This window comes from Pseudomonas canadensis, assembly GCF_000503215.1.
GTDB classification, from domain to species: domain Bacteria; phylum Pseudomonadota; class Gammaproteobacteria; order Pseudomonadales; family Pseudomonadaceae; genus Aquipseudomonas; species Aquipseudomonas canadensis.
The window spans coordinates 140,425-153,136 of record NZ_AYTD01000005.1 but is presented as its reverse complement, the minus strand read 5'-3'; the positions used below and the strand labels follow the sequence as shown (position 1 = coordinate 153,136).

General features: G+C 62.7%; 14 protein-coding genes. 11 read left to right on the top strand and 3 right to left on the bottom strand.

Annotation, left to right across the window (positions count from 1 at the left end; all coding sequences use genetic code 11):
• Nucleotides 1-117 precede the first annotated feature (117 nt).
• The 3 genes from U367_RS0104175 to U367_RS0104165 all read left to right on the top strand — a co-directional run bounded on the left by U367_RS0104175 (nucleotide 118) and on the right by U367_RS0104165 (nucleotide 3,374).
• Nucleotides 118-993, top strand: a complete 876-nt coding sequence (locus U367_RS0104175; RefSeq protein ID WP_028615803.1) for an alpha/beta fold hydrolase — start codon at nucleotides 118-120, stop codon at nucleotides 991-993.
• Nucleotides 994-1,076: 83 nt separating this feature from the next.
• Nucleotides 1,077-2,381, top strand: coding sequence for a dicarboxylate/amino acid:cation symporter (locus U367_RS0104170; protein WP_028615802.1), 1,305 nt, complete (start codon nucleotides 1,077-1,079; stop codon nucleotides 2,379-2,381).
• Nucleotides 2,382-2,459: 78 nt separating this feature from the next.
• The gene (locus U367_RS0104165; protein ID WP_201769840.1) at nucleotides 2,460-3,374 is read left to right on the top strand and encodes a LysR substrate-binding domain-containing protein; all 915 of its coding nucleotides are present in this window, start codon (nucleotides 2,460-2,462) and stop codon (nucleotides 3,372-3,374) included.
• On the opposite strand, the gene leuD is transcribed toward U367_RS0104165, so the two are convergent.
• Entirely contained in the window at nucleotides 3,371-3,985 is a 615-nt protein-coding gene (gene leuD / locus U367_RS0104160; RefSeq protein WP_028615800.1) for a 3-isopropylmalate dehydratase small subunit, read from the bottom strand. The genes U367_RS0104165 and leuD overlap by 4 nt on opposite strands.
• Nucleotides 3,982-5,400, bottom strand: a complete 1,419-nt coding sequence (leuC, locus tag U367_RS0104155) for a 3-isopropylmalate dehydratase large subunit (RefSeq protein ID WP_028615799.1) — start codon at nucleotides 5,398-5,400, stop codon at nucleotides 3,982-3,984. Before leuC ends, leuD begins: the two co-directional genes overlap by 4 nt.
• Before the next feature lie 270 nt (nucleotides 5,401-5,670).
• On the opposite strand from leuC, the gene U367_RS0104150 reads away from it, so the two are divergent.
• From U367_RS0104150 to U367_RS0104115, 8 genes are read left to right on the top strand one after another with little or no spacing between them, the layout of a single operon-like run.
• Nucleotides 5,671-6,873, top strand: coding sequence for a PepSY-associated TM helix domain-containing protein (locus tag U367_RS0104150; RefSeq protein WP_016980239.1), 1,203 nt, complete (start codon nucleotides 5,671-5,673; stop codon nucleotides 6,871-6,873).
• Nucleotides 6,870-7,406 carry a hypothetical protein gene (locus tag U367_RS0104145; RefSeq protein WP_025859107.1) on the top strand — a complete coding sequence of 179 codons (537 nt, stop codon included), beginning with the start codon at nucleotides 6,870-6,872 and terminating at the stop codon, nucleotides 7,404-7,406. Before U367_RS0104150 ends, U367_RS0104145 begins: the two co-directional genes overlap by 4 nt.
• Nucleotides 7,403-7,732 carry a hypothetical protein gene (locus U367_RS0104140; protein ID WP_016980241.1) on the top strand — a complete coding sequence of 110 codons (330 nt, stop codon included), beginning with the start codon at nucleotides 7,403-7,405 and terminating at the stop codon, nucleotides 7,730-7,732. Before U367_RS0104145 ends, U367_RS0104140 begins: the two co-directional genes overlap by 4 nt.
• Entirely contained in the window at nucleotides 7,729-8,289 is a 561-nt protein-coding gene (locus U367_RS0104135; RefSeq protein WP_028615798.1) for a DUF6162 family protein, read from the top strand. Before U367_RS0104140 ends, U367_RS0104135 begins: the two co-directional genes overlap by 4 nt.
• 19 nt (nucleotides 8,290-8,308) lie before the next feature.
• On the top strand, nucleotides 8,309-9,229 hold the full coding sequence (locus U367_RS0104130) for a metal ABC transporter substrate-binding protein (protein WP_028615797.1): 921 nt from the start codon (nucleotides 8,309-8,311) through the stop codon (nucleotides 9,227-9,229).
• The gene (locus U367_RS0104125; protein WP_028615796.1) at nucleotides 9,226-9,972 is read left to right on the top strand and encodes a metal ABC transporter ATP-binding protein; all 747 of its coding nucleotides are present in this window, start codon (nucleotides 9,226-9,228) and stop codon (nucleotides 9,970-9,972) included. Before U367_RS0104130 ends, U367_RS0104125 begins: the two co-directional genes overlap by 4 nt.
• The gene (locus U367_RS0104120; RefSeq protein ID WP_028615795.1) at nucleotides 9,969-10,868 is read left to right on the top strand and encodes a metal ABC transporter permease; all 900 of its coding nucleotides are present in this window, start codon (nucleotides 9,969-9,971) and stop codon (nucleotides 10,866-10,868) included. Before U367_RS0104125 ends, U367_RS0104120 begins: the two co-directional genes overlap by 4 nt.
• Nucleotides 10,868-11,782: a metal ABC transporter solute-binding protein, Zn/Mn family gene (locus tag U367_RS0104115; RefSeq protein WP_028615794.1), complete on the top strand. Its 915-nt coding sequence runs from the start codon at nucleotides 10,868-10,870 to the stop codon at nucleotides 11,780-11,782. Before U367_RS0104120 ends, U367_RS0104115 begins: the two co-directional genes overlap by 1 nt.
• Here the strand turns inward: U367_RS0104115 and U367_RS0104110 are convergent.
• Nucleotides 11,763-12,488 carry a UTRA domain-containing protein gene (locus U367_RS0104110; protein WP_028615793.1) on the bottom strand — a complete coding sequence of 242 codons (726 nt, stop codon included), beginning with the start codon at nucleotides 12,486-12,488 and terminating at the stop codon, nucleotides 11,763-11,765. The genes U367_RS0104115 and U367_RS0104110 overlap by 20 nt on opposite strands.
• Nucleotides 12,489-12,712 lie beyond the last annotated feature (224 nt).

Genomic DNA, 12,712 nt, shown 5'->3' with positions numbered 1-12,712 from the left:
TTCGCGAGCAAGCTCGCTCCTACATCACACTTCATGAACAACCCCTCCACGTTTTCGCCCTTGCCCCGAACGCCGCGTGATTCCAGGATGCAGGCACTCATCACAAGGAGTCATTCCATGTTCGCCGGATTCCAAAAAGACAGCTGCCACGTCAACGGCGTCAGCATCAGCTACCGCAAAGGCGGTACAGGTCCCGGTCTGCTCCTGCTGCACGGGCACCCGCAAACCCACGTCATCTGGCACAAAATCGCCGAGCAACTGGCCGAGCACTTCACCGTGGTCGCGGCCGACCTGCGCGGTTATGGCGACAGCAGCAAGCCGCCGGCCAATGACCACCACACCAACTACTCAAAACGCGAAATGGCCCGGGACGGCGTTGAACTCATGAAAGCCCTGGGCTTTGAGCAGTTCTCGGTGCTGGCCCATGACCGTGGTGCCCGCGTGGCCCATCGCCTGGCCCTGGACCACCCGACCGCCGTGCAACGCATGGTGCTGCTGGACATCGCCCCTACCCTGGCAATGTATGCGCAAACCGACGAAGCCTTCGCCCGTGCCTACTGGCACTGGTTCTTCCTGATCCGCCCGGCACCGTTGCCGGAAGCCTTGATCGAGGGCAACCCGCAGCTGTACCTGCGCAGCGTGATGGGCAGTCGCAGTGCCGGGCTCAAGCCATTCACCGACGAGGCCTTTGCTGAATACCTGCGCTGCCTGAAACTGCCGGGCGCCGCCACCGGCATCTGCGAAGACTACCGGGCTGCCGCCGGCATCGACCTTGAGCATGACCAGGCGGATATCGACGCCGGCAAACACCTGAACTTGCCGTTGCTGGTGATGTGGGGCGCCGAAGGCACCGTCGGCCGCTGTTTCGAGCCGCTCAAGGAATGGCAGAAAGTCGCCACCGACGTGCGCGGCAAGGCCCTGCCGGCCGGCCATTACATTGCCGAAGAGGCTCCCGAATTGTTGCTGGGCGAAGTCCTGACCTTCCTTCGCTGACCCCCTGATTCACTCCCCCACGCAGGCGCGCCAACGCCTGCGACGGGGTCTGCTTGCCCAAAAAAGACTGCGAGATAATAACAATGACAATCAGAAAACTGCTGGGAACCCTGTATATCCAGGTGCTCATCGCGATCGCGCTAGGCGTGTTGATCGGCCATCAATGGCCGCAGATCGGCATCGACCTCAAGCCCTTGGGCGACGGTTTCATCAAGCTGATCAAGATGATCATCGGCCCGATCATCTTCTGCACGGTGGTGTCCGGCATCACCAGCATGCACGACGTAAAACAGGTCGGCCGCGTCGGCGGCAAGGCGCTGCTGTACTTCGAAGTCGTCTCGACCATTGCCCTGTTGATCGGCATTCTCGCCGCGCACCTGCTGCATCCGGGCGTCGGCTTCAATATTGACGTGAAGACCCTCGACAGCTCGGCCATCGCCGGTTTTGTCGGCCAGGCCGAACATGGAGAAGGCATCGTCGGGTTCCTGTTGCATGTGATCCCCACAACGTTTTTCGATGCGTTCTCCAAGGGTGAAATCCTGCCGGTGCTGTTCGTTTCCGTGCTGTTTGGCGTCGGCCTGGTGATGGTCGGAGAAAAGGGCCGGCCGCTGGTGGGTGTAATCAACCAGGCCAGCGAAGTGTTTTTCCGCATCGTCGGCATCATCAGCAGGGTCGCGCCGATCGGGGCCTTTGGCGCGATTGCGTTCACCATCGGCAAATACGGCGTCGGTTCGTTGCTGCCGCTGTTGAAACTGGTGGGCACCTTCTATGTCACGGCGTTTTTCTTTATTGCCGTGGTGCTGGGCAGCATCGCCCGCTATGCCGGGTTCAGCATTTTCAAGTTGATGGGCTACATCAAGTCGGAGCTGTTGATCGTGCTCGGTACCAGCTCGTCGGAGTCGGCATTGCCGCAGCTGATCCAGAAACTCGAAAGCCTGGGCGCCTCCAAGGGCGTGGTGGGCATCGTGGTGCCGACCGGCTACACCTTCAATCTGGACGGCACCAACATCTATATGACCCTGGCGGTGTTGTTCCTGGCCCAGGCCACCAATATCCACTTGCCGCTGGAACAGCAGTTGACGCTGCTGGCGGTGGCCATGCTGACGTCCAAGGGCGCCGGGGCGGTGGTCGGTGCGGGCTTCGTCGCATTGGCGGCAAGTTTGGCGGTGGTGCCGACCGTGCCGGTGGCAGCGATGGTGTTGATTCTCGGCGTTGATCGCTTCATGGCTGAATGCCGCTCGCTGACCAATATCATCGGCAATGCCGTGGCCGCGCTGGTGGTGGCAGCCTGGGAAGGTGAACTGGACCGCGAAAAAATGGCGCCTATCGCGCTCAAGCACGGCCGACATGCCCGCGCGGCCACCCAAGCGAAGATCGCTGCCGAGTAACCCAAGAGGGCCGGGTGTGCCGGAAGGCATACCGATCCGGTGCTATTCTGGCGGCTCATGCCGCCAGCCCTGTTTCTGATGACAAATAAGAAAGATACCGTGCCCCTACCCGAAGACCTGCGGGTGTTCCTGACCGTTATCCGCAAGGCCGGCTTCGCAGCGGCCGCCGATGAACTGGGCTTGTCGCCGGCCTATGTCAGCAAGCGCATCCAGATCCTCGAAACCACCCTGACCACCCGCCTGTTGCACCGCACCAGCCGGCGCATTGCCCTGACTGAAGACGGCGAGCGGGTGCAGCGCTGGGCTGTGCGTATCCTGGAAGACTTCCAGCAACTTTCCGATGAACTCTCCGACGCGCACGACAGCCCCCGTGGCCGTCTGCACCTGTGCAGCAGCTTTGGTTTCGGCCGCAACCATGTGGCGCCGGCCCTGTCGCTGCTGGCGGAACAGTATCCGGACCTGGAAATCCGCCTGGACCTGTTCGACCGCGTGGTAGACATCGTCAGCGAGGGCTTCGATTTGGAGATCCGCGTGGGCGACGACATTCCTGGCCAGCACATCGGCCGCCGACTGGTGAGCAACCGCCGCGTACTGTGCGCAGCGCCGGCTTATCTGCAGCGGCGCGGAACACCGCAACAGTTGAGTGACCTGGAGCAGCACGACTGCCTGGTGCTCAAGGAGCGCGATAACGCGTTTGGCATCTGGAACCTGGAACACAACGGCGCCCAGGAAAGCGTGCGCGTGCGCGGGCCGTTGTCGTCGAACAATGGCGAGATTGTGTTGCAGTGGGCGTTGGATGGGCGCGGGGTGTTGCTGCGCTCGATGTGGGATGTGAAGCCGTTACTGGAACAAGGCAAGCTGGTGCAAGTGCTGCACGGTTATACCCAGAGCGCCAACGTGTGGGCGGTGTACCCGACACGGTTGGCGTATTCCGGAAAGCTGCGCGCCTGCGTGGAGTTTTTGCAGGAGCATTTCAAAGGGCTCTCGATTTAGCTCAGCCAGGGATTGGCTGCCAGGTGCCGGTGCTCGAAAGCCTTGATCTGTTCACTGCGTTGCAAGGTACTGCCGATGGCATCCAGGCCCAGCAACAGCGCGGTTTTGCGCAGGTTATCGATCTGGAAAGGGATCACCTGGCCATCCGCCAAGCGAATTTCCTGGGCTTCAAGGTCCACGCTGATCTGAGCCTGATCTGCCTGGCTCACAGCCTTGCCCAGTCTCTGCAACACCGACTCGTCCAAAGTGATCAACAACACACCGTTGCGCTGGCAGTTGTCATAGAAAATCCCCGCAAAGCTGCTACCGATCAACGCGCGGATGCCCATTTGCTTCAAGCCCCATACCGCATGTTCACGGCTGGAACCGCAGCCGAAATTCGGCCCCACCACCATGAAACTCGCGCCCTGCCAGGCCGGTTGGTTCAGCACGAAGTCGGGGTTGAGCTCGCCGGACGGCAAGAAGCGCAAGTCGAAGAACAGCCCACGGTCCAGGCCGCTGCGGTCGATGCCTTTGAGGAATTGCTTGGGCATGATCACGTCGGTGTCGATGTTGGCCGCCAGCATCGGCGCGGCCTTGCCGGTGACCAGGGTGAACGGTTGCAGGCTCATGGGCGCGCTCCAAAGTGGCGGATATCAGTCAGGTGGCCGCGAATGGCAGCGGCGGCGACCATCGCCGGGCTCATCAGGTGGGTGCGTGCGCCCGCACCCTGGCGACCTTCGAAGTTGCGGTTGGTGCTGGAGGCGCAGCGGTCGCCGGGGGCCAGCACGTCGTCGTTCATGGCCAGGCACATCGAGCAGCCCGACTGGCGCCATTCAAAGCCAGCGTCGATGAAAATCGCCGCCAGCCCTTCGGCCTCGGCCTGGTCACGGACTTCGGTGGAGCCGGGCACGATCATCGCGCGGACGTGGCCGGCCACGTGTTTACCGCGCACCACGCTCGCGGCGTCGCGCAGGTCTTCGATACGGGCGTTGGTGCAAGAGCCGATGAAGGCGTGGCTGATGACAATCTCGCTCAGTGGCATGCCGGCTTCCAGGCCCATATAGTTGAGGGCACGGCGCATGTCCTGGCGCAGGATCAGGTCGCTGACGTCCTGCGGGTCGGGCACGCGGGCGCCGATGGGCGCGGCCTGGTCGGGGCTGGTGCCCCAAGTGACCATGGGTTCCAGGGTGGTGGCGTCGAGTTGCACCTCCCGGTCGAACACCGCGTCGTCATCGGTGTGGAGTTTTCGCCACTCCAACAGTGCTTTTTCCCACAGCTCGCCTTGAGGTGCGCGAGGTTTGCCCTTGAGGTAGGCGAAGACTTTCTCATCCGGCGCCATGAAGGCGCCACGAGCGCCCGCTTCCACCGCCATGTTACAGATGGTCATGCGCGCCTCGACGCTCAGCGCGTCGATGGTGGAGCCGCGAAATTCAATGGCGTAGCCCGTTGCGCCGGACGCGCCGATCTTGCCGATCAGCGCCATGATCACATCTTTTGAGGTCAAACCCGGCGCCAGGTCACCGTCTACGGTCACGCGCATAGTTTTCAGACGTTTGTAGACCAGGGTCTGGGAAGCCAGCAGGTGTTCGATTTCCGAGGTGCCGATGCCAAAACCAAAGGCCCCGAGGGCGCCGTAGGTGGTGGTGTGGCTGTCTCCGGCGGCAATCACCATGCCGGGCAGGATAAAACCCTGTTCCGGGGCGATCACGTGTTCAATGCCCTGGCGCTTGTCGAGGATGTCCAGCAGCTCGATGCCGAAGTCCCGGCAGTTCTCCGCCAGGTACGACACTTGCCGCGCGCCGCCTGCATCCGGCATCGCCGCGATGCGCTGGGGCGTGGTGGGGTTCACATGGTCGACCACGGCCAACGCCGTGCCCGGACGCCACACCGTGCGCCCAGCCTCGCGCAAGCCGCTGAAGGCCTGGGGACTGGTGTATTCGTTGATCACCTGGCGGTCTATATAGAGCAGGACATGGCCCTGGTCATCCAGGGGGCACACCGTGTGGGAGTCGATGTGTTTGTCGTAGAGGGTTCTGGCAGTCATTTCTTGGGCTCACTCAACGGTATGAGCCCATCCTACGCAGCGCCTCGGCCCCATCAATGCCGCTTGGGTGATGGCTTGGAACATGTTTCGTGTTCGATCAAGGCGTTTAAGCGGCCTGAATGTGAACCTGAAACATTTTCTTTCATATCCGGGTTAGGGATTTCTCATTCTCATCCGTCTTAACTTAGATACAGCCTGTCGCGTCAGCAAAAGCTACGACTGGCCTTTTCCGGGCCTTCACTGCCCCCTCCGATCAAGACCCTCATTCACATGTCGAAGAAGTCACGCTCCAAACTCTGGTTTCTCGTGCATAGCTGGTTGGCCTTGCCCATCTGGTTCTTTGTACTGATCGTCTGCGTCACCGGCACCCTGGCGGTGGTCAGCCAGGAGATCGTCTGGCTGGCCAACCCGGATATCCGCGCGAGCAAGCCGACGGACGACGCCGAACCGCTGAGCTATGACCAGGTGATCGCCGCGATCAAGCGCGAAGAACCCCAGGTGTTCGTCCAGTCGATCAGCCGCCCCGACGAATCCCATTTCGCCCTCAGCGTCGACCTCAGCTACCCCGACGGGCGCTCCGTCGAGGTCTACGTCAACCCCTACACCGGTGCGATCCAGGGCATCAGCCCGTCGTTCAACTTCCAGGCCTTTACCCGCGCCCTGCACGGCTGGTGGCTGGTGCCGTTCACCAATGGCTACAGCTGGGGCTGGTATCTGGTCTCGGCACTGGGTATTCCGCTGCTGGCATCGCTGGTCACCGGGCTGGTGGTGTACAAGCGTTTCTGGAAAGGATTCCTGCGCCCTACCCTGCGTATTCGCCATGGTGCGCGGATCTTCTGGGGCGACTTCCACCGCTTGAGCGGTATCTGGTCGATCTGGTTCATCGCGGTGATCTCCGTCACCGGCATCTGGTTCCTGATCCGGGCGATCCTGGGGGATAACCAGATCTCGATTTCCACCGAGCCGGTCATCCCGGTGATTGCACGGGAAAAAGTGCCGATGTCGGCACCCGGCGTGCCGGCTCCCATGATTCCTGTGGACGAGGCGATCAAGATCGCCACACAGCGCATTCCTGGCCTGGAGGCGAGCTTCATCAGCCTGCCGCTCAATGCCTATAGCCACCTGCAGATCGGCGGGCGCGGCTGGTATCCGCTGATGTTCCAGACCGCGCAGATCAACCCCTATGACGGCGAAGTCGCGGCGGCGCACTTGCTGTCCGACCGCTCGAAGCTGGAGTTCGTCACCGAATCCATGCGCCCGCTGCACACCGGCGACTTTGGTGGGATCTGGATCAAGCTGATCTGGGCATTCTTTGGCCTGATCATGAGCATGATGGTGTTGAGCGGCCTGCTGATCTGGACCAAGCGCACCGCCCTGGCCACCCTCAATGCCCTCAAGCGTGAAGCCAAGACCCAACACAAGCCGGCGGCCGCCCCCGCCAGGCAGGCTGAAACTTCGGAGGTCACCCCATGAGCAAGGTCGCTGCTGCTAAACCTTCGGCGCTGCGGGCCTTCTGGCTGAAATGGCGCTTCCACATCAATGTGCTGCTGTTGCTGATCCCCCTGGGCTTCATGCCCAAGTACTTCGCTGACGCGGCGCTGTTTCGTGGCGACACCGGCATCGGCGAGCGAGTGGCCGGTGAGGTGCAGGTCGGGCCCTGGAGCCTGACCCTCGCGGAGTTCCGCAATGAAGGCCCGCGCCCCGACCCAGCCGGGCCGATGAAGTTCTTCAATGCCGCCCTGTGCGACACCTGTGCCGAACAGGTCAAGGCCACCTACCTGCGCATCGGCAAGCCGCGCAGCCTGCGCGCCGCCGGGGTGATCTTCTTTGGCACGCCGTACCGCATGGGCGCTGGCCTGCCGATCCCGGAACGCACACCCGCCGACGCCGAACTGTGGGTCACCATGGAAGGCTGGGACGGCACGATGCACCAGGGTTCCATCCCGTTGAGCCAGGCCTCGCCTGCCACTATTGCCTGGCTGAACAAGCAAGGAGTTAAACCATGACTTTGATGCGCATGACCCGCGCCTGTGGCGTCCTGCTGATGTGCGCCGGTTTCAGTACCGTCGCCCTGGCCCACAACCCGATGTGTGAGTGCAAGGAAATCCCCGGCGAGCAGATCCAGTGCAAAGGCGGCTTCTCCGACGGCAGCGGCGCACCCGGCGTGACCCTCGATGTGATCGGCTATGACGAAACCATCCTGGTGCCCGGCAAGCTGGGTGAGGACTCGACCCTGACCTTCAAGAAACCGTCCGCCGAGTTCTACGTGCTGTTTGATGCAGGCCCCGGCCACGTGGTGGAAATCGACCAAGCGGATATCCAGCCGCAATGACGACCACACAGGTTGTACGCCCCGCCGGCGCCGGTCATGAAACCCTCTACGTGCTGCTGTTGTGCCTGATCATCCTCGCGGTGGCAGGCTCGGTGATCGCGCTGCACGGTGAATCCCAGGAAGTGGCGGCCGTGCCCAGCCACCAATTGGATGCGCGCCGCGACCTGAGCGCCGCCGAGCAAGGCATCTACGCCGACCTGCGGGTGACCCTGGATGAGATCCAGCTGTTGCAGCAGGAGCAAAGCGCGCTGCCCAGCCCGGCGCAACTGGCCGAAGAAGGCTTCGCGCCCTTTGCCCAGGATGCCAGTTCGGTCAGCCGTGGCGATCATCGCTGGCGATTGCTTGAGCCCTCGGCCTACCTGGGCTTGAGCCAGGCACCGGCCACCGCCGGCTCGCTGCTGATGCGCGTGCACGGTACCGAACCGGATATCTGGCTCAATCGCCAGGCCAACCTCGCCGCCCCTTCCGACCTCACTGACCAGGCGCTGATTGCGGCCGGCTGGCAGCAAGTGGTTGCGCAATTCGATGCCGGCGTCACCCGCCAGCACCGTCACTGAACGAGAAGACCGATTGCCCATGTCTATTTCATCTCCCCTGTTGCGCCTGTTGCTGGTTGGCCTGCTCAGCCTGATGCTCGCTCCATTGGCTAACGCCGAGGCTGCCAAGCGCCTGCGTATCGGTATCACCCTGCACCCTTATTACAGCTACGTGGCGAATATCGTCGGCGACAAGGCCGAAGTGGTGCCGCTGATTCCGGCCGGTTTCAACCCGCATGCCTACGAGCCACGCGCCGAAGACATCAAGCGCATCGGCACCCTGGACGTGATTGTGCTCAACGGCGTCGGCCATGATGATTTTGCCGACCGCATGATCGCCACCAGCGAACGCCCGGACATCCCGGTGATCGAGGCCAACGCCAACGTACCGCTGCTGGCGGCCACCGGTAACGCCGCGCGCGGCGCGGGCAAGGTGGTCAACCCGCATACCTTCCTGTCGATCAGTGCGTCGATTGCCCAGGTCAACAACATCGCCCGCGAATTGGGCAAGCTCGACCCGGACAACGCCAAGGCCTACACCCAGAACGCCCGCGCCTACGGCAAGCGCCTGCGCCAGATGCGCGCTGATGCCCTCGCCAAGTTGACCAGCGCGCCCAACCCGGACCTGCGCGTGGCCACCGTGCACGCGGCCTATGACTACCTGCTGCGCGAGTTCGGCCTGGAAGTCACCGCTGTGGTCGAACCGGCCCACGGCATCGAGCCAAGCCCGAGTCAGTTGAAGAAGACCATCGATGAACTGCGCGCCCTGGACGTGAAGGTGATCTTCTCGGAGATGGATTTCCCGTCCACCTACGTCGACACCATCCAACGTGAGTCCGGGGTCAAGCTGTACCCGCTGTCGCATATTTCCTACGGCGAATACAGCGCCGAGAAGTACGAAGTCGAGATGACCGGCAACCTCAACACGGTGGTGCGAGCCATTCAGGAGTCCGGGTCATGACGGCGGCGGAACAACTGAGTGCAGTCAGCGTCGGCCCGACACTTGAGTTCGACGAGATTGCGCTGACGCTCGGTCGCACCGTGATCCTTGATGACGTGAGCTTCCAGGTACAGCCGGGCAGCATTCATGCGCTGGTCGGCCCCAACGGCGGCGGCAAAAGCTCACTGATCAAGACACTGCTGGGCCAGACACCTCATCAGGGAAGGTTGAGCCTGCACTGGCCGGCCACGCCCGGCACCATTGGCTATGTGCCCCAGGCCCTGGAGTTCGACCGGGGCTTGCCGATGACCGTGGATGATTTCATGGCGGCCATGTGCCAACGGCGTCCGGCGTTTCTGGGCCTGTCCAAGCATTACGCCGGCGCGATTGGCGATGCGCTGGAGCGCGTCGGCATGCAAGACAAACGCAAGCGGCGCATGGGCGCGCTGTCCGGCGGTGAGCGCCAGCGCGTGTTGCTGGCCCAGGGACTGATCCCGGCGCCGCAGCTGCTGGTGCTGGATGAACCGATGTCGGCGCTTGATGAAGCCGGTATCCAGGTGTTTGAGCGCCTGCTGAATGACTGGCGCCTGGCGGGAATCACCGTGCTATGGATCGAACATGACCTGGAAGCTGTGGGCCGCCTGGCCGACCACGTCACCGGCCTGAACCGCCGCGTGCTGTTCGACGCCACGCCCAAAGAGGCGTTGACCCCGGATCGCCTGCTGACCCTGTTCTCTACCCACCCTCGGAGCCCGGCGCAATGAGTTATGAAGCCTTTCGCTTGATGGTCCAGGGCTGGGCCTCTGCCGGTTATCTGCCGGAGGCGCTGGCCTACGGTTTTGTGGTCAACGCCCTGCTCGCCGGTCTGCTGATCGGCCCGGTACTGGGCGGCCTGGGCACGCTGGTGGTGGTCAAGCGCTTCGCGTTTTTCTCCGAAGCGGTCGGCCACGCGGCGCTGACCGGCGTGGCGGTGGGCATCCTGCTTGGTGAACCCTACACCGGCCCGTATGGCGCGCTGTTCGGCTACTGCCTGCTGTTCGGCATCCTGCTCAACTACCTGCGCAACCGCACCGGCCTGGCGCCGGATACCTTGATCGGCGTGTTCCTGTCGGTGTCCCTGGCGCTGGGTGCGAGCCTGTTGCTGATCCTGGCCGGCAAGATCAACGTGCATATCCTCGAGAACGTACTGTTCGGCTCGGTATTGACGGTCAACGGCAACGACCTGCTGGTGCTGGCAGTGGTCGGCTCGTTGGTGATGGCCCTGGCACTGCCGTTGTACAACCGCATCATGTTGGCCAGCTTCAACCCGCAATTGGCGGCGGTACGCGGTGTAGCGGTGAAGACCCTGGACTACCTGTTCGTGATTCTGGTGACGCTGATCACCGTCGCGGCGGTCAAGGTCATCGGCGCGATCCTGGTGGGTGCGCTGCTGGTGATTCCCGCCGCTGCGGCGCGCCTGTTGAGCCAGTCGCTCAAGGGCTTCTTCTGGATCTCCGTCGCAATTGCCACCATCAGCACCCTGTGCGGGATCCTGCTGCCGATCATCTTCGACCTGCCCGTGCCGTCCGGCGCCGCGATCATCCTGGTCGCCGGTATCGCCTTCGCCCTGGCCGCCATCGCGCGCGGCACGGTGCCCAGCCTTAAAGGGAATCTTGGATAATGCGCTCCGTTCTTTCTCCCCTGGCCCTGGCCATCGCTTGTTTGTTCACCACGCCGTTGGTGGCGGCTGAAGCGGCCAAACCGGCTGCCCACGCGGCAAAGCCGGTCAAAGTGCTGGCCTCGTTGCCGATCACCTACGGCCTGGCTGAAGTGCTGCTCAAAGGCACCGACGTGCAGCTTGAACGCGCCGCGCCGGCCAATCTGCCCGGTTCGCGACAAGTGTCCTACTTCACCGGCCGTGGCGCCCCCGCCCTGAATAAGTTGGCGCTGGATGCCGACGCCGCCATCGGCCTGCGTTCGCTGTGGGCCGACGACCCGCTGTACCCGGTGGCGCGGCGCAGCAATATCCGCATCGTCGAAGTCGATGCTGCACGCCCGGTGGACGGCGGTCTGCCTGGCATCGCGGTGCAGCCGGGCGTCACCGATGGTTTGAACAGCCAGCCGTGGCAGTCGAGCAACAACATGGGACGCATGGCCGATGTGCTGGCCGCCGACCTGAGCCGCCTCGCCCCCACCGCCAAGCCGAAGATCGACGCCAACCTCGCCGCCCTCAAACAGCGCCTGCTCAAGCTCACCGCCGACAGCGAAGCACGACTGGCCAAGGCGGATAACCTGAGCGTGGTCAGCTTGAGTGATCACTTCGCGTACTTGGTCAGCAGTTTGAACCTGGAAGTGCTCAGCACCGATGCACGGCCCGACGCGGATTGGACGCCTGAGGCGTTGCAGAAACTGAGTGCCGATTTGAAGGACAATGAGGTCGCGGTGGTGCTGCATCATCGGCAGCCGAGTGAGGCGGTGAAGGCGGCTATTACTGCCGGTGATTCGAAGCTGTTGGTGTTGAATGTGGACGGTGCCGAGCCGGTGACAGAGCTGCAAACCAATGTGGATCAGGTGATCAAGGCGCTGACCCCGTAACATCCACACCGACATGAATGGCATCATGCCGCCAGAACTCCAGGTCGCAATCGATCAACCGCTGGTGCTGGTCATAATTGACCCGGGCGATCCGCAAGCCCGGGCTGCCCACCGACACGCGCAACGCGGCGGCGGCTTCCACTGGCAGTGAGGTCGGCACGATTTCAAAGCGCACGCGCCCGTAGTGCAGGTCGTATTTGCGCGCATACAGCTCTGTCATCGACTGATTCAAATCACACGCCAGGATCCCGGGAAAATACTGCGGGTTCAGGTAGTGCTCCACATACAGCACCAAGCGCCCATCGATCCGCCGGCCCCGGCAGATCTGGATCACACTGGACAGCGCCGGCAACTGCAACCACGCACACACCGCCGCCGATGCCGGCTGCAACCGCGCCGAAATCACTTCGGTGGACGCCACGCGCCCCTGGTCGCTGACCATGGCGTGAAAGTGGCTGCGTTGCATCAGGTTGTAGGCCAGCCGTGGCGACGAGACAAACCAGCCGCGCCGCTCCTCGCGATAGATCTGGCCTTGGGCTTCCAGTTGTAACAAGGCTTCCCGCACCGTAATCCGGGTGGTACCAAACAACTCGCTGAGCTTGCGCTCGGCGGGCAGTTTGCTGGCAGGCGGCAACAAACCGTGGTCGATCTGCTCTTGCAGCGCCAGGCCAATGGATGTCACCGCCTTGATTGCCTCATCACGCATCAACGTTACCTATCTGGACTAGACCAGCACCGTTCGGGTGCATAAACCGCGCTGCATTTGGGCTGTTGCGGTTGCACGCCAGCCTAGGCATTGCAGATGACCGACAGATGACAGTCCGCGTCGATCCCCCGCAGAACACCCTGCAATACATCGGCCAAGTCCAATCAATGCGGGCACTTGGACATGGTCTACGCTCATCCTGAACTTAGCGACATCTAAGCTTT